16 protein-coding genes are annotated in these 16192 nt (G+C 48.4%); 9 read left to right on the top strand and 7 right to left on the bottom strand.

What is annotated here, in order from left to right; genetic code table 11:
* Positions 1-278: 278 nt before the first annotated feature.
* The 5 genes from recR to L4D19_RS08270 all read right to left on the bottom strand — a co-directional run bounded on the left by recR (position 279) and on the right by L4D19_RS08270 (position 4851).
* Positions 279-881, bottom strand: a complete 603-nt coding sequence (gene recR / locus L4D19_RS08290; protein ID WP_075768272.1) for a recombination mediator RecR — start codon at positions 879-881, stop codon at positions 279-281.
* 3 nt (positions 882-884) lie between these two features.
* Positions 885-1214 carry a YbaB/EbfC family nucleoid-associated protein gene (locus L4D19_RS08285; RefSeq protein ID WP_160650537.1) on the bottom strand — a complete coding sequence of 110 codons (330 nt, stop codon included), beginning with the start codon at positions 1212-1214 and terminating at the stop codon, positions 885-887.
* Between the two features lie 64 nt (positions 1215-1278).
* On the bottom strand, positions 1279-3582 hold the full coding sequence (gene dnaX, locus L4D19_RS08280) for a DNA polymerase III subunit gamma/tau (protein WP_428452081.1): 2304 nt from the start codon (positions 3580-3582) through the stop codon (positions 1279-1281).
* Between the two features lie 114 nt (positions 3583-3696).
* Positions 3697-4242 (bottom strand): adenine phosphoribosyltransferase, encoded by a 546-nt coding sequence (gene apt, locus L4D19_RS08275; RefSeq protein WP_075768269.1) that lies wholly within the window; start codon positions 4240-4242, stop codon positions 3697-3699.
* Between the two features lie 201 nt (positions 4243-4443).
* Positions 4444-4851 carry a YbaN family protein gene (locus L4D19_RS08270; protein ID WP_428452080.1) on the bottom strand — a complete coding sequence of 136 codons (408 nt, stop codon included), beginning with the start codon at positions 4849-4851 and terminating at the stop codon, positions 4444-4446.
* A 399-nt stretch (positions 4852-5250) separates the two neighbouring features.
* Here L4D19_RS08270 and L4D19_RS08265 point away from each other — a divergent pair, with 399 nt between their 5' ends.
* Positions 5251-5616, top strand: coding sequence for a conjugal transfer protein TraR (locus L4D19_RS08265; RefSeq protein ID WP_428452079.1), 366 nt, complete (start codon positions 5251-5253; stop codon positions 5614-5616).
* Between the two features lie 110 nt (positions 5617-5726).
* Here L4D19_RS08265 and L4D19_RS08260 read toward each other — a convergent pair whose 3' ends face one another.
* Both L4D19_RS08260 and L4D19_RS08255 read right to left on the bottom strand, forming a co-directional pair.
* A complete protein-coding gene (locus L4D19_RS08260; RefSeq protein WP_428452078.1) occupies positions 5727-6365 on the bottom strand; it encodes a YccT family protein in 639 nt (212 codons plus the stop codon).
* Between the two features lie 104 nt (positions 6366-6469).
* Positions 6470-7468 (bottom strand): porin, encoded by a 999-nt coding sequence (locus L4D19_RS08255; protein WP_428452077.1) that lies wholly within the window; start codon positions 7466-7468, stop codon positions 6470-6472.
* Between the two features lie 536 nt (positions 7469-8004).
* Between L4D19_RS08255 and dinG the strand changes: the two genes are divergently transcribed.
* The 8 genes from dinG to L4D19_RS08215 all read left to right on the top strand — a co-directional run bounded on the left by dinG (position 8005) and on the right by L4D19_RS08215 (position 16186).
* Entirely contained in the window at positions 8005-10083 is a 2079-nt protein-coding gene (dinG, locus tag L4D19_RS08250) for an ATP-dependent DNA helicase DinG (RefSeq protein WP_428452076.1), read from the top strand.
* A 28-nt stretch (positions 10084-10111) separates the two neighbouring features.
* Entirely contained in the window at positions 10112-10885 is a 774-nt protein-coding gene (locus L4D19_RS08245) for a sulfite exporter TauE/SafE family protein (RefSeq protein ID WP_428452075.1), read from the top strand.
* Positions 10886-10899: 14 nt separating this feature from the next.
* On the top strand, positions 10900-11451 hold the full coding sequence (locus L4D19_RS08240) for a primosomal replication protein (protein WP_428452074.1): 552 nt from the start codon (positions 10900-10902) through the stop codon (positions 11449-11451).
* A 3-nt stretch (positions 11452-11454) separates the two neighbouring features.
* On the top strand, positions 11455-12375 hold the full coding sequence (locus L4D19_RS08235; RefSeq protein WP_428452073.1) for a histone deacetylase family protein: 921 nt from the start codon (positions 11455-11457) through the stop codon (positions 12373-12375).
* A 101-nt stretch (positions 12376-12476) separates the two neighbouring features.
* Positions 12477-12647, top strand: coding sequence for a pleiotropic regulatory protein RsmS (gene rsmS / locus L4D19_RS08230; RefSeq protein ID WP_428452072.1), 171 nt, complete (start codon positions 12477-12479; stop codon positions 12645-12647).
* A 326-nt stretch (positions 12648-12973) separates the two neighbouring features.
* On the top strand, positions 12974-14191 hold the full coding sequence (locus L4D19_RS08225; RefSeq protein WP_428452071.1) for a hypothetical protein: 1218 nt from the start codon (positions 12974-12976) through the stop codon (positions 14189-14191).
* 164 nt (positions 14192-14355) lie between these two features.
* Positions 14356-14775: a hypothetical protein gene (locus L4D19_RS08220; protein ID WP_428452070.1), complete on the top strand. Its 420-nt coding sequence runs from the start codon at positions 14356-14358 to the stop codon at positions 14773-14775.
* A 112-nt stretch (positions 14776-14887) separates the two neighbouring features.
* The gene (locus L4D19_RS08215; RefSeq protein WP_428452069.1) at positions 14888-16186 is read left to right on the top strand and encodes a TolC family protein; all 1299 of its coding nucleotides are present in this window, start codon (positions 14888-14890) and stop codon (positions 16184-16186) included.
* The last annotated feature ends 6 nt before the right edge of the window (positions 16187-16192 follow it).

Below are 16192 nucleotides of genomic sequence, written 5' to 3'. Positions count from 1 at the left end.
ATAACATTTAGACGCTAATTTGCCCGGCTTTATGCCAAATACGCAAATAAGCGCCTAAATAATAACTTGATAGGTATTTATTGGGTGAATAAATAAACATTGGATGTCATTCAACAGAGAATAAACTAACAAAGTTATAACTCTTTAAATTTCAATAGCAGATTCACTGGTAAATAATAACCTAAGGCTAGATAACAGATAAAAAAATACCAACTCCAGATTTAGCCTGTAAGTTGGTATTTATCAAATTCAGATGATTATCAAATCAGCCAAACCGACTAATAGAGCTTATGTCGTCCGGCAATGGAGTGTGACAATGTCGTCCCGTCAACAAGTTCTAGTTCGCCGCCGACCGGTACACCGTGTGCAATACGGGTAGCTGGGATCGAGTACTCACTGCACAGCTCGGCAATATAGTGCGCCGTTGCCTCGCCCTCAACCGTCGGATTCGTCGCTAGAATAAGCTCTGATATCTGCTCGTTCTGCAAGCGAAATTCCAAGGTATCGAGGCCAATATCTGACGGACCGATACCGTCAAGCGGGGATAAGTGCCCCATCAGCACGAAATAACGCCCCGAAAACTGCCCCGTTGATTCAACGGCAACAATATCCGCCGGGCTTTCAACCACGCAGATCTGCCCGTTCTCCTGACGACGAGGGTTGGCACAAATCGCGCACACATCCTCTTCCGTAAAGGTACGACAGCTCTGGCAGTGACCAATTTCGGTCATCGCCTTACTCAGGGCATCAGCCAGTTGCAAACCGCCCTGGCGATTACGCTGCAACAAACTGAAGGCCATACGCTGAGCCGACTTGGGGCCAACCCCAGGCAGACAACGCAAGGCCTCCATCAGTTGTTCCAGTAATTGACTGGTGCGCATTGATTAGAATGGCATCTTGAAGCCAGCAGGTAGGTTCATACCACCTGTTACGCTTGCCATTTTCTCTTTCTGCGCTTCTTCGATGCGGCGCGCTGCATCGTTAAATGCTGCAGCGATCAAATCTTCCAACATATCTTTATCGTCTTCCATCAAGCTATCATCCAGCTCAACACGACGTACACTGTGGCTACCAGTCAGTGTCACTTTTACCAGGCCAGCACCAGACTCGCCAGTGACTTCCATGTTTGCAATTTCTTCTTGCATCTTTTGCATGCGCTCTTGCATTTGCTGCGCCTGCTTCATCATGTTGCCCATACCACCTTTACCAAACATATACTCTCTCTCTATTGGTCTGGTTGAAATTCATTTTGCTATATCGTAATACAAACTGACTGTATTACAGCGGCCTAATACTCTCTTCATCAAGTACAGCAGCAAAGCGCTGGCAGATAAAGTTCACATTAGGATCACTCATTAAACTTTGCTTTGCCTGATCAAGCTTCTGATGATAGAGCCCTTCTCGCCACTCTAGCGGCGAACACCCTTTCTCACCGAGCTCAATCGATAATTCGATTTCCATACCAAGCAATTCACCGATAGCCTGCGCCAACTGCTCTCTGGCCTTAGGGCTATCTAAATGTCGTTGAGACTGGCGTAAGAACAAAGTCACTTGTTGATCATGTTGCTCAAACGCTGAATTTAATGCCAATTGCTGGACCATTCGCCCTACATTTAGCTTAGTCACTAAATCTGACCAACTATCCTGATTTGCCGCTTCTTTGACAAGCAATTTCGCCATCTCTGGCGTTTTTTCATGCTCTAACGCGCGCTTTAGGGTGGCAGGTGCCACTTCCTGCTTTACCGCTTCTGGCTCTGGCTGAGCCATTGGCTTCCACCGGTATTCTTCATCCGACTTGCTCACCGGTTTCTCGGCAGCTCCCGGCGCTGGCATCGCGGATGCTCCGACAGACGGAGCTGGCTGACCCTTGTGCTTGGTAGCAATTCGGTCTAGCACATTGGTTGCGACTTTTTTAGCTGGCGCCGATTCAGTCTTTTTTGCAGCAGGAAGATCCTCATGGCCTCGCTTGCTCTTGCTTCTCAGCTTGTTCCTTGCCGCCAGCAACCCTGTTGCTGCCGATGACGGCTGGGCCGGAGACTGTGCTGCTTCTGGCTGCTGCGAAGCCAGAGATGAAGACTGCCGCGGCTCTTGCCGAGATTCTTGCCCAGAACCTTGCATCGCTGCTTCATAACCCTGAGGAGCCTGCTGGGACACAGGCGCAGACGACGGATAATTACCTTGCTGCGGATAATGTCCCTGTGGCTGGCTGTTCTGCATCGGGCTGCCGTGCAGATTCCCACCCTGGGGATAGCTATCCTGCGGATATGATGGAGCCTGCTCTTGCGGCGCTGGCTGTACAACATTACGCTGTGGCGACTGCTGGACCGGAGCTACTGGCTGAGGCTGCACCGGCGTATGAGATTGCCCACCGCTCATCTGCGCTTTCAGGGCCTGTACCCGTTGCATCCCCTGCTGACCTTGTGGCGCTTTGTTCTGGGGCTGCGTAACGGGTTCTGTGGTTGGCACATGAATCGGCTGAGCGCTATTCCCCTGACCTGAAAGCGGTCGGAAAGCCAGCATTCTCAACAGCACCATCTCCAGTCCCGTACGACCGTCCGGGGCATAGGCCAGATCCTGGCGACCCTGCAAGGCAATCTGATAGCACAGTTGCACTTCCTGCGGTGATACATGTTTGCTCAGCGCAATAACACGCTCGGCATCAGGCGCGCTATCATCCAGCGACGCTGGCAGTGCCTGATACATAGCAACACGGTGTAGCTGAGCGGCAAGCTCGCTTAACAGGCTATCCCACTCGACACCGACACCCGCAAGCTCTTCGAGGCATGCCATAGCAGGTTGTGCTTCACCCTGTGCCATAGCTTCGAGCAGATACAGCGCCTGCTCGGTATTCAAGGTTCCCAGCATAGCCGAAACGGACTCGGCCTGAACCTGACCATTACCCAGGGCTATCGCCTGATCGGTAAGGCTGAGGGCATCACGCATACTGCCTTCTGCAGCTCGGGCCAGCAAGCTCAAGGCTCTAAGCTCATGCTCCACCTGCTCTTCTGTCAGCACCTTTTCCAGCTGAGACTGAATTTGGGCATTATCCAGATGTTTCAGGTGAAACTGCAGGCAGCGTGACAGAATCGTCACCGGCAGCTTCTGGGGATCCGTCGTGGCCAGGATAAACTTGACATATTCCGGCGGCTCTTCAAGGGTTTTCAGTAATGCATTAAAGCTGTGACGAGAGAGCATGTGCACTTCGTCAATCAGATAAACCTTAAAACGACCACGGGCAGGTTTGTACTGAACGTTATCAAGCAGTTCACGGGTGTCTTCGACTTTGGTCCGTGATGCCGCATCGATTTCCAGCAAGTCGACAAAGCGGCCTTCGTCGATCTCGCGGCAGGTCTCGCACTGACCGCATGGCGTGGATGTCACCCCCTGCTCACAGTTCAGCCCTTTGGCAAAAATACGGGCAATGGTTGTTTTACCCACTCCGCGTGTGCCGCTGAACAAATAGGCGTGGTGAAGACGGTTGTGGGCAAGTGCATTGGCCAACGCCGTCAGGACATGGGACTGGCCGACAACATCCTCAAATTGATGTGGTCGCCATTTCCGTGCCAGAACCTGATAACTCATGTTTACTAACCTTACAGAATCAAGAACTCAATGCTAGCACAGGGAGGATTTTTGAGCGAGAGGGCGCCACGGCGAGCGCCCAATGATTAGCCAGATAGATACTGGCTACAGGGATTAGTGACCGTCGAAGTCACAGATGCTGTATACGTTAAGGCCAATGCCTTCCAGACGCTCTGCGCCACCCAGCTCTGGCAGATTAATCACAAACGCGGCATCTTCAACCACACCGCCCAAACGGCGAACCAGTTTAGTTGTCGCTTCAATGGTGCCGCCGGTAGCCAGCAAATCATCAACCAACAGTACCTTATCGCCTTCGCTGATCGCATCGACATGGATCTCTAGCGTGTCCTGACCGTATTCAAGCTCATAGCTTTCACCGATCACCTCACGAGGCAGTTTGCCAGGCTTACGAACCGGCACAAAACCAACGCCCAGCTCGAGTGCCAGCGGGGCACCAAACAAAAAGCCGCGCGCCTCGGTACCGATTACTTTCGTAATACCTTTGTTTTTGTATTGCTCGATCAGCACTTGCATCGTTGCGCTATAAGCTGCAGGGTCTTCCATCAGGCTGGTAATATCTCGGAACAAAATACCTGGCTTCGGGTAGTCCGGGATAGATTTAATGCTACGCTTGATCAAAGCTAGTTTTTCTTGAGTCATAATCGTTTTCCGTGCACCATCTTACGCAAGTGCTGTAGCGCTTGTTAAAAAGCCTGGCGCAGGGACAAACCTCGGCAGCAGGCAAATAAATTCCGGAGCAAATAGTATTGATTTTCACAGGCGGGAGCAACTAATACCAAGGGTTCTTTGTCATGAATCAATAGATATCGTTTACATCTTGCCGGACTCGTAAGCAACGACTTACTTATTACCTACAGGTGCGTTTGAAAAGCGTGAGTTATCTACCACCGGCAACCGGTTGAACCAAACCAGCAACAGGGTAGCCATCCCCATCAGCATCACTTTATGCCATAGCAAGGGCACCAGATAAACAGACAGGGAAAAACTGAGCACTATGGTGATATTTGCCCGACGCTTGACCGTTCTTGAGACCGCTCTGTTATCATGCCAGTTTTGCAGAACCGGGCCGAAGTGCGGATGTTGATGAAGCCAGCGGCTGAGGCGGGGCGAGCCACGCATGAAACAGGCGCTGGCCAGCAGCAAAAAAGGGGTCGTCGGCAGCAAAGGCAGAAAAATGCCCAAGACACCGAGAACAACACACAACCAGCCAACACTTAACAAGATGGCTCGTTTAATGATGTTTTTCATCTCCCCTTCCTTACCGGTCGGGATAGAATACCAACCCAGGTATCAGTCGCTGATACTATAGGCTCAGTATTCCCAACCAGGTTAAACTTGCCGGTAGTGTTGGCAGTGCCAGTGCAACGAGAAAACCAACAAAATATTTAAAACTATACGGGTCTTTAAAACCGTGTTCCATGGTACGCTTCCTTTATTGAGTATATATAGCTGACTTGCTTATTGTCAGCAGCTTCTTTGGCTGCCGATCTTGAGCGAAAATCACTATAGCGGATCATGAAAGCGACAAAAACCGATGGAATTTATGGTTATTCTGCCCATTACTCTATAAAGGTTTGATTCAAATCACAATCAAACTATCAAACCGTCTTAGACTAAATTTATCACTTATAAACATAATACCGAGATATGACAACGTCAGAGCGTACTTACCAACAGCTAAAAGAGCATTTGGAGCAGGAACATACTCAGTTAGCCAAAGAGCTTAAGCATGAAATGCTGCTAAATACTCTTGTCCCTTCGGCAACAGCCATTGAGCAGGCCGATCTCAATGAGCTCATCGTGATGGCAAAATCCTCATTCATTCCAAACCTGTTTGATTTGGCGATGAAAATGGAAAAAGTCGATGCCGCCGTCTGCTCAATCAAACTTGGCATGTATGGGCTGTGCGTGGACTGTGAGGAAGAAATTGAACGTGAAGAGCTTCAGGCCGACCCGGCTCAGCCGCGATGTCATTCATGCCGCGCCCATAGCCGCTATCACCATGATAAGTAACGTAAATTGGCGGGATAGAACATAACAGCCACCATTGGCGGCTGGCCCAGCATCCCGCAATCAGCTTAGCTAGCTATACGTTACATTAGCTTGCGATAAACAATTATCGATCACTGCGCATCTTGTGCTTTTGCCCACTGGTAAAAGGCAGCTTTTTCTTCTGCACTTGCCTTGACATACCAGAGTTTCAACTGTGCCAAAGCATCGCCTGAGATCATCACTTCGCCCTGTTCACTCACTTCAACAGCGGCTTGTTCAAGATTGACGGCGTAGCCTTGCTCAAAAGTGATCCCATGCTGGCGGTTATAGTCTGCCACCAGTTCTTCCATATTCTTAAATGCCCCGAAACCCTTCCCCTCTAACTCAACATATGACAATAAAGATGTTGAGCCGTCACTTGACTCAAGCTGCCACTGTACGCCACGGTTAAAATGCGCTTTCGCCTGCGAAAGCGTCGTCAAACGAGGTAAGGTGATCGTCACATCATCATCTGGCACATCCATCTCAAACAAGTATGGACGAGTCGTATACATTGTCTTTTTGGAGCCATTTTTCAGCTCACCATCAAAACGAACCACAATCTGGTGCCTGCCTGGCTGAAGTTCAACCGATTCACTCGGTGACCAAAAAGATGACTGCACTTTTTTGCCATCGACAACAAGTAACTCGACATTCTTACTGCTTGATACCGTCGCAGCCTGCAACCCGCCAGAAAGCAACACTAGCGATAATCCAATTAACTTCTTCATTTCAACCCTTGAATTTATACCAAGTTTCTCGATAGCGATAAGATAGCAAAAAGCCGCCCATTAAAGGCGGCTTTTTCAAGAAGAATTCTAAGAAATAATCAATCTTAGAAAGAAACTTCCATACCAGCTACGTAACCGAACTCTGAATCGTCAACATCAGTAGTACCGATTTCACCGTATACTTTCACGTTAGAGTGAAGCTGCTGAGTTACGTTCGCGTAGAAAGTGTTTGCGTCGTCGCTTGAGTTAGAACCAGCTTTTAGGCTTAGGTCTGCATCTAGGTAAGTGTAACCAAGAGCAAATGTGGTCTTATCCATAGTATAAGAACCAGCTAGCGCAGCAGTATCAGCTTCGATTTTGCCGATAGTGTTAGCTGAATCTTCGTACTCAACCTGGCCGTAAGATGCTGCGAAAGCAAATGCGCCCATGATGTACTCACCTTCTAGGTTGAAGCCATCAATGTCAACGTTACCTGTTAGGTTGCTGAAGAAAGTGATCGTTGAAGCATTTACGTCTTCACCTGAGTATAGGTATACACGTGCGTCCAAATCACCGAAGCGCGCACCTAGACGACCGTCAATAACAGTAGTTTCATCAGCATCTGGAGTTGGGTTCGTTTCTTTCAGTAGAGCAGAAACACCAGCGTAGAACTGACCATTGTCGAACACGTACTTAAGTGTTTGCTCGCCTTGTGCCTGAACAAAATCTAGACCGTCACCGCCTAGTTCGATGTCTTTACCGATGCCAGAATCATCAGCAATTAGGTACTGGCGACCGAAAGTAACTGTACCGAAATCACCTTGGAAACCAACCCAAAGTTCGTCATTCTTAACTGTACCTTCGTCACTTTTCTTATCTTCAAAGTTGAAGGCCATAGCTGCAACTGCATTCAAGTTGTTTGATACAGGAACGGTAGTGCTGAACGCTAGATCGCCATCATCTAGGCGGAATGCTGCATCGCTATTCGCTGAATAACCCTGGAAGTACTGAACTTCAGCTGCGCCAGCAACGTCAACAAGTACGCCTTCAGAGTCATATAGGTTTACGCCTGCTTGCGCAGAACCAGCTGCTAGTACTGATAGTGCTAGAAGTGTCTTTTTCATGATATCCACTGCCTTTTCTTATTTAGACTGGAATTCCTGTTTCCAGAATTCCTTTTCTTTATATTCCTCCGGCTTCTAATCCCCTCATAACATAAAGAAAGATAAAAACCGAAGGTAAGTAACTTGTGGGCTCATCCTGACAGAACATTTATCCCTGTGTCAAATCATCTAAAGAGAACATCAAAAAAACTCAAAACAATTAAAAATCAGACACTTACAGGTGCCGCCGCCTATTTATTCATCACCAATATGCACCACAACACGGTCTTGCCATTTTTTCACCTCAAACAAAAAACAACACAAAAAACCTAAAAACAGCAAAAAAATCACACCGTACAGGATAAAACACCAATCGGACTCGCGTTCAGTGGTTAATCCCTTGTTTATAAACAACTAGCTAACCCGTTCAGTTTAGGTTCAATCTTATTTCGTGACTAAGATCCCACTTTTTTTATAAAATTCTTCAGAACACGTTACCGCTCACATTTAGAGGTTCGTGCTATAATGCCAATCCCTGTCCTTATTAAGTTTCAGTTATGTTACACAGCCAGATAAAAAGTGATATCAAACAATGCTATGAGAATCTGGGAGCCCAGTTAGATAACTTTATCCCCAGACGCGCACAGAATTATCTGGTTGCTGAAATAGCCAAAACACTGGCAGGCGAATACCACCCCAAACACCGTATGCTAGTAGCGGAAGCCGGTACAGGGATCGGTAAATCTCTGTCATATCTGTTGGGCGGTATCCCTTTTGCCCTGTTCAATAACAAGAAAATACTAATCTCAACCGCAACGGTGGCGCTTCAGGAACAGCTCATCAACAAAGATCTGCCACTGTTTAATCAAATTTTTCCTAAAGAGTTCAGTTTTATCCTGGCCAAGGGCAGGCAACGATACTGCTGTACCCATAAGCTAGAGGCGTGCTGTATTACCGATACTGATCAACAGGTTGCGCTTTGGGAGGAAAAACCTAAAAAGTCAGATTTAGAACTTTTGAAGCGGATGCTGAAAGCTGTTGAAACGCGGAAATGGGACGGTGACCGTGACAGCTGGCCAACAGCTGTTCCTGATCGCGTCTGGCAACAAATCGTCGCTGACAAGCACAGTTGCCATGCCGGGCTCCCCAAGCACCGCAGCTGCCCATTTGCCAAGGCTCGCGAACATCTTGAAAAAGCCGATGTCATAGTGGCCAACCATGCATTACTGATGGCCGATATCGAGCTTGGCGGCGGTATTATCCTGCCAGAGCCCGAACAAACCATTTATGTCATTGATGAAGCCCATCACCTGCCCCAAGTGGCCAGAGACTTCTCCTCGGCAGCAGCCAGCCTCAAAGGTGCAGCCAACTGGCTGGAGAAACTCAACCAATCTGTAGGCAAACTGGCTGAGCTTGCGGATTATAAGAAATCGGGGCGTTTCCAAACCAACCTCAATGAAACCATCAGCCATTTGATACCGTCTCTAAGACAAATTGCAGCCAACATCGACCCAACCCAGTTTAACCAGGACGGCATTTATCGATTTGAACACGGTGAACTTCCCAGTTGGCTAGTAGAGGAAGCGAAAAGCTGCAAAGAAGCCAGCAAGAAGGCATTACAGTCACTAGGAAAAATCCATGACCTTATCGCCGAGCGAACCAAGGACAACGAGATACTTCCTAGGCTGGGAGAGCAGGCACTTGCCGAGTCCGGATTTTATTTACAGCGGCTGGAAAACCTGGAGAAAGTCTGGTCCCTGATGGCCCAACCCAACAAGGACAAGGGTGCCCCGTTAGCCCGCTGGATAGAGAAAAACCCCGATCGCGAAGGAGACTATATCATTGAAGTTTCCCCGCTCGAGGTCGGCTACCGGCTGGATCAGCTGCTCTGGAGCCGTGCAGCCGGTTCCATTTTAGTGTCAGCCACCCTCAGGGCATTGAACCAGTTTGACTACTTCTGTCGCCAGGCTGGTATCTATGAGAAAGAGAGCACACGCTTTCTGGCACTGGCTTCACCGTTTGACTATCAGAACAATGCCCGTCTGGTCATTCCGGCCATGTCGCTTGAACCGCAGGCCGACAAGTTCACCGATCTCTTGATCAAAACCCTGCCGGAATATCTCGAAGGCGAAAAGGCCAGCCTGGTGCTGTTCTCGTCATATTGGCAGATGAACAAGGTTGCGGAAGCATTACGACCACTGATGAAGAAAAACAAGTGGGAGCTATTGATACAAGGTGAGGAATCAAGAAACCTCACCCTAAAAAAACATAAAGAAAACTGCCAAAAAGGTAAATCCAGCATTCTTTTCGGTACCGGCAGCTTTTCTGAAGGCCTTGATTTGCCTGGAGACTTACTTACCAATTTAATTATTACCAAGATACCCTTCGCCGTTCCGACTTCTCCGGTAGAAGAGGCTCATGCCGAGTATATTGAAAGCCGGGGTGGCAATCCCTTCCTGCAAATCTCGGTACCGGAGGCCAGTAAAAAACTGATCCAATCAGCAGGACGCCTACTGCGCAAAGAAGAGGATTCTGGTAGAGTCGTGCTGCTCGACCGCCGGGTGATCAGCCGTCGCTACGGTAAGGCACTGCTTGATTCATTACCGCCTTTTAAACGTGTCATTGAATACGCCTAAACAACACTTAAACCAAGAATAACGATTAATGATAGAAATGATTGAACCAAGTATGCTCATCATACTTGGTCTTGTAGCGCTAGCTGCCGGATTTATTGATGCCGTCGCCGGAGGAGGAGGAATGCTGACTGTTCCCGCTCTGCTCTCAATCGGCCTGCCCCCGCATATCGCGTTGGGAACCAATAAACTGGCAGCGACCTTTGCTTCATCAACCGCAGCCTGGACGTATTATAAAAAGCAGTTATTCTCGCCGGCTTTTTGGCGGATGTCGTTTGTCGCGACCCTAATCGGTGCAATCAGCGGTACTCTGGTTGTGGATCTCATCAGCACTGCCTGGCTGGAAAAAGTTCTGCCGCTGATCATACTGACCGTCGCGATCTACACCATCTGGCACCCGCACCCGAAGGGAAATTCTCACAGTCTCCCTACGCCATGTAAAAAGCTGACCAAGAAACAATGGATCCAGGGCACCACGCTTGGTTTTTATGATGGCGTGGCCGGGCCGGGAACCGGAGCCTTCTGGACCGTCTCCAACATGGCGCTATATCGGCTCGATATCCTAATGGCATCCGGACTGTCCAAGGCGATGAACTTCACCAGCAATCTAACCTCGCTGGTCACCTTTGCCATTCTTGGTCATATTAATTTCGCACTCGGCCTGACAATGGGCGTATGCTTAATGCTAGGGGCCTATATCGGCGCACATTCAGCTATCCGGTTTGGAGCCAAATTTATCCGTCCGGTGTTCGTCACCGTTGTTATTGTGCTGGCTGTCAAGCTCGCCTGGCAAGCCTGGTTCTAGAACAGGAAGGGATTATGCCTGATCTTAAACGGTTAGAAGATATACTGGAACAACTGGCACAAGACGCTGCGCAAATTGATCGTAAGCGGGGGGAAGCACAACGCCCTTTATTTGATGAACAGCTGTTTTTCTGCCGCAGTAAACTACTGACCCCTTGTGTAACAGAAGTGCGCAGTGAAATTACCGCACTGAGAAACGAGCGGAAAACCGGTAAATTACTGGCATCACGGACCCAGCACATCTGTGAAAAAGTCGTCGCTCAAATTCAGGCTATCCAGCGTGAACTTGCCACAGTGCAAGTGCGTAAGAACGAGCCCAAGCGCAACCGGGGATGGCGACGCCCTATTCATGAAATGTATCAGGATTTAGCCCAGCACCAAGATTGGGAACGACGGCTTTCTGCGATGCAAAGAGACAAGGAAATGCTGCTAAGCCGCTGTACAACGATAACGGAACAGCAAAAACTGCAAAAAGAAGTTTTAACGCTAGAAGGAAGACTGACACGCTGCCGGACGGCCCTTGCCAAAATTGAAAAAGATATTAGCCTTCGGGAACGGAAAGGATAACAAATGCTGCCCCTGGTCTATCATCCTATCTATTCAGAGCTTGAGCTGCCGGACGGCCACCGTTACCCCATTTCGAAGTATCGCCGCCTGTATCAGTTCCTGATTGACGAAATGAAACTCGATCAAGAGAGCGAGATCCTGTTCTGCCAGCCAGAAGTGATTGATGTCGATGAACTGAAAGCGCTCCATCACCCCGATTATATTGAAGCATTGTTTAGCAATGCTCTACCCGCGGCTAAAATGCGCCGTATTGGTTTCCCATGGAGCCAGCAGCTGGTCAAACGTACATTAACGTCTACCGCCGGCACCAAATTGACTGTCGATCTGGCCAGTCAGTATGGGATCGGTATCCACCTCAGTGGTGGCTATCACCATGCGCATCATGATTTTGGCAGTGGTTTTTGTCTGGTCAACGATCTGGCATTTGCGGCCAGACACGCCCTTACCCTCGATAATATCGACAAAGTGATGATTATCGACTGTGATGTTCATCAGGGCGACGGTACGGCCACCCTGCTCCGCGACGATGACAACATCATTACGTTCTCCGTTCACTGCGACAAAAATTTCCCGGCACGCAAACCCGCTTCCGATATCGACTTGGCATTACCGAAACATACATCAACCAGCGAGTATCTGGAGACGTTTGAGTCTATCCTGAATCTGGCTCTGGCCCAGCACCAACCTGATTTCATAATCTATGATGCCGGTGTCGATATCCACCAGCATGATGAGCTGGGCTATTTTGATGTTTGCCTTGATGGCATCTACCGCCGTGATCTTCTGGTACTCAACCGTTGCCGGCAAGCCGACATACCTATTGCCGCAGTCGTCGGTGGCGGATACCGGCAAGATCATCAGCAACTGGTCGAACTGCACGCCCAATTAGTTCATGCCGCAAGAAAAGTCTATCATTCAGGGTAATATTGCTGAATTAGCTATGCTCAATTCACACTAAAGCGATAACGGAATCGTAGATATTCACACTTTTAAGTATAAGCTCTAAATTAAGAGAGAAAGTAATAATGACAAACGAAAATTCACCGTCATCACTCGAGGAAGCTCCAGCAGATATTAAACTGGCAGTTGATCTTATTTACTTACTTGAAACTAATGAAATACCGCCTGAGGTTGCATTATCGGCGTTAGAAATTGTGGCTCAAGATCTCAAAAAAAAAATAAATAAAGGCCAATAGCCTCTAACACCTACGCGCTTACTATTTTGCTAGCCATATATAGAGCGCAGAGTGTGATTTCCACCCGCAGCCTGATCTTCAGGCTGCTGCCTTCTCTTAAATCCTGTTGGCGTATACTCAAGCTACCCCAAAGCGTCATAAAAATGACGATTTTAATTATTAACCTGTCAATTAAATAACCAATTTTGATTTTAATAAAAATATAATCATATATTAGAGGTATGCGATTTAATTTACGCATAAATATATCTAGAATACTGGCTGCGTATATTATTATTAAAACTCTACCTACTTTTTGTTTTAAATTCACCGCCAAGGAGTATCTCATGAAGAGGGAATTTAAAGTGGCTGCACTTGCCGCAGCAATTGCACTGTCAGGCTGTGCATCCGACTCAGATTCAACGGCTAGCCTCCCTTTGGACACCAACCAGTCTCAAACGGCAATACAAATTGATGCAGTGAAGCAATCAATTGATATGGCGGAAAAAACACTTGAGTCTTCTTATCAGGCGGATCTGGATTGGTTTGCTTCAATTCAAGTCCGAGATGCGAAAATAGCACTGGCAGAGGCCAAAGAATATTACGCCGAATTTGAGCTTGACCCATCCGAAGCCAACAGCAGTAGCGGCTTCTTTAGCTCAAAAACCAACCTTCAGGCTACTGAAGAAGGCATAGCCAAATTTAACGCGCACATCAACAAGGCTGAATCCATTCGTGACGAAGTGTTGATTGTATTAGAAGATGCCTTTGGTTACCGAGAGCAGCTAACGACCATCAATGCAGCGAAATACTATCCGAAAACAGCCAAACAGCTTGAGCAGAACCTGAAAAGGCTTGTTGACTATGTGGCCAACGAAGATACCGACAAGGCTATCAATGCCCAGCCAGAGCTAGTACGAAAGCAGCGCGCGCTGGAAGTCAAAACAGTCACTCGCATCTACTTGTCTGATGCGCAAAAAGAGCTGAAACGCCTGAAAACAGCAAAAGTAGGCATGCATGCACCCGAAACACTGGCCCGTGCAGCTGCCGCAGTAACAGCTGCCGAAGCTTTCATTGCCGCAGAGCCGCGCTCGACAGCGAAAATCATCGACAAAGCCGATGAAGCTATGTTCTCACTCAACCATGCTCAGCAAATTGCAACCGTAGTGAAGAAACTAAAAGCAATGCCGGAGAAAGACTACGAGCGCCATGTATTGAGCTACGAGAAAATTTTGCTTGAAATCACCCTTGCTCTTGGTGCTGAAGACATGCGTGACCAGGCAATCAGCAAACAAGGTAAAAACCTTGTCCAGTACATCAAAGACAACCTGCGTGACGAGCAGAAAACGATGCTTGCCCAGCAGAAAGTACGCAGCGAGCTAATCGATGAGAAAGCTCGTACCGCTCAGCTTGAAAAAGAAGTAGCCAAGCTATCAGCCCAGCTGCTTGCAACCAAGCAGGCACCAGCAGAAACAACTGAAAATGCAACACCAGTGAAAAGTGCAACGGTTACCACTGAAGCCGACACTACGGAAACCACTACCACAACCAATGAAGCAAGCTAAGCCTACATCGTCTTAGCCTTTCTAATTAAAAACGCCCCTTCTCACGACGGGGCGTTTTTCTTTATGTCTATAATTAATACCCAAACGACAATGAACCTTGACCTTCCCCCTAGGGAAGGGTTTACAGTTTTCAACGAGACTTCAATAAAGTTATTATGATTTTAATGACATACCGCATTAGCACATACAATTTGCTAGCCTTAGTTCTGGTTTTGATGATCAGCCTGATCACCAAGCCGGTATTGGGTATGTCTGCTCATCAGATGAACATGGTGACAGCACCTTCGGTATCTCTGATGTCTCACCCGCAGCCAACTAAAACCAGCGCTCATAATGCTGGTAGTGACTGCCATCAGGCACTCCACTCGCTTTCAGAATCGCAGCCCGAGTGTTGTTCTACCCCAGATTCAACTACTTCGCCATGCTCTGACTGCGATATGACCCACTGTCAGCCTTACAGCAATTATCTGCCTATTGGTGGTGAAACTGTTTCCGGCCTAACAGGCAATCACCATATTCCACAACGGATATCAGCCCATCCTGTATCCCGGACAGAAACCCTGTTCCGTCCACCGATCGTATAAATACCTACCGCAAATCTAACTCGCAGCTTTCAGCCCCATTTTAGGTGTTATATCACCAATGGCAGCCGGTTAGCTCGCGAATCAATTCTGACTTTTTGTAGTGGATGTATTTATGCACAAACGCATACTGCCCCGTGTATTGGGCATGGCGCTATTTGCGTCATGGGCCCCCTCTTTAATTGCAAACCCGGCAATTGCAAACCCGGTAAGCGCAGACCCGGAACTAAGTAGCCTCATTGACTGGGCTATTACACACGATCCCGGTAAACAACAACTCCAGTATCAGGCCGATGCAATGACTGATATGGGGATCGCCTCCGGCCAGTGGATGGATCCCAAACTCAAGGTCGGTGTCGGCGGATTACCCGTTGACACCTTTGGCTTCGATGATGACCCGATGACCAATGTGTCTGTCGGACTGATGCAGCAGTTTGGCCGCGGCGACACCCTGGCTCTAAAGCAACAGCAAAGTACGCAGCAGGCAGATGGCCTGCGCGAGAAAATGGGTGAACGTGAACTGGATATTAAAAATGCCATCACAACTCAATGGATAGAACTGGCCTATCTACAACAAGCCCATCAGCTTCTACGCCAGAACCGCACCCTGTTTTCCGAACTGGAGCACTTTCTCGGGACCAACTATGGGGTCGGCGCCAACCAGGCTCAGGACATTATCCAGGCGCAATTACAGATCAGCCTAGTGGATGAAAAGCTCCAGGCCAACGAACAGATGCAGCAACGGCTTCGTGCCCAACTCTCTGAATGGTTAGGTCAGCAGGCATCAACAATAACCGCCGACAGCTATCCGCAATGGAAGAGCTTAAATACCTACCTAGCAACGGCGCCATCTGATAACTATCAAGTACTGGCTGTCCATCCATCTGTACGTATGGTTGATCAATTGATCGAGAGCGCCGAAACCGGCGTCGATATTGCCAACGAGGCTTACCAGCCACAGTTCGGGATAGAAGTCATGTACGGCTACCGACAGGCAAATGGCATGAACGGCCAGCCGGCTTCAGATCTAGTCAGTGCCTTTCTGACTCTGGATATACCGCTCTTTACCGACAAGCGACAGGATAAAAAACTATCTTCCGCCCAGCACCAGCTAGGAGCCGCCAAATCACAGCGCGATTTAATGCTCCAGCAAATGAACGCCAAAGTCGCGGCATTGCTCATAGACCGCAGCAATATCGAGCAGCGTTTAGCCCGCTACCAAGGCTCGCTGCTGCGTCAGGCCAAAGAGAAAACCCGTGCCATCGAACGAGGCTACCAGAACAACACCAATCAGCTCGATGAGTATATCCGAGCTGCCAGTGATGAGCTGACGATTGAACTGGAACAGGCACGTCTCAATGCCGATCTGCAACTGGCTAATAGCAACCTTGCCTACATGCTGAATAAATTTTAGGAATAA

The sequence above is a fragment of the Photobacterium kasasachensis genome, assembly GCF_050336885.1.
GTDB lineage: Bacteria > Pseudomonadota > Gammaproteobacteria > Enterobacterales > Vibrionaceae > Photobacterium > Photobacterium kasasachensis.
Note: the sequence above shows the minus strand (reverse complement) of the source record. Positions and strands in the feature narration are given on the sequence as shown.

Coding starts and splice junctions, on each gene's coding strand:
- recR (WP_075768272.1), bottom strand. CDS start 881: ATGCGCACCAGTCAATTACTGGAACAACTGATGGAGGCCTTGCGTTGT.
- L4D19_RS08255 (WP_428452077.1), bottom strand. CDS start 7,468: ATGAAAAAGACACTTCTAGCACTATCAGTACTAGCAGCTGGTTCTGCG.
- L4D19_RS08265 (WP_428452079.1), top strand. CDS start 5,251: ATGACAACGTCAGAGCGTACTTACCAACAGCTAAAAGAGCATTTGGAG.
- L4D19_RS08260 (WP_428452078.1), bottom strand. CDS start 6,365: ATGAAGAAGTTAATTGGATTATCGCTAGTGTTGCTTTCTGGCGGGTTG.
- dinG (WP_428452076.1), top strand. CDS start 8,005: ATGTTACACAGCCAGATAAAAAGTGATATCAAACAATGCTATGAGAAT.
- apt (WP_075768269.1), bottom strand. CDS start 4,242: ATGACTCAAGAAAAACTAGCTTTGATCAAGCGTAGCATTAAATCTATC.
- L4D19_RS08215 (WP_428452069.1), top strand. CDS start 14,888: ATGCACAAACGCATACTGCCCCGTGTATTGGGCATGGCGCTATTTGCG.
- L4D19_RS08225 (WP_428452071.1), top strand. CDS start 12,974: ATGAAGAGGGAATTTAAAGTGGCTGCACTTGCCGCAGCAATTGCACTG.
- L4D19_RS08285 (WP_160650537.1), bottom strand. CDS start 1,214: ATGTTTGGTAAAGGTGGTATGGGCAACATGATGAAGCAGGCGCAGCAA.
- L4D19_RS08235 (WP_428452073.1), top strand. CDS start 11,455: ATGCTGCCCCTGGTCTATCATCCTATCTATTCAGAGCTTGAGCTGCCG.
- L4D19_RS08270 (WP_428452080.1), bottom strand. CDS start 4,851: ATGAAAAACATCATTAAACGAGCCATCTTGTTAAGTGTTGGCTGGTTG.
- L4D19_RS08240 (WP_428452074.1), top strand. CDS start 10,900: ATGCCTGATCTTAAACGGTTAGAAGATATACTGGAACAACTGGCACAA.
- rsmS (WP_428452072.1), top strand. CDS start 12,477: ATGACAAACGAAAATTCACCGTCATCACTCGAGGAAGCTCCAGCAGAT.
- L4D19_RS08220 (WP_428452070.1), top strand. CDS start 14,356: ATGACATACCGCATTAGCACATACAATTTGCTAGCCTTAGTTCTGGTT.
- L4D19_RS08245 (WP_428452075.1), top strand. CDS start 10,112: ATGATAGAAATGATTGAACCAAGTATGCTCATCATACTTGGTCTTGTA.
- dnaX (WP_428452081.1), bottom strand. CDS start 3,582: ATGAGTTATCAGGTTCTGGCACGGAAATGGCGACCACATCAATTTGAG.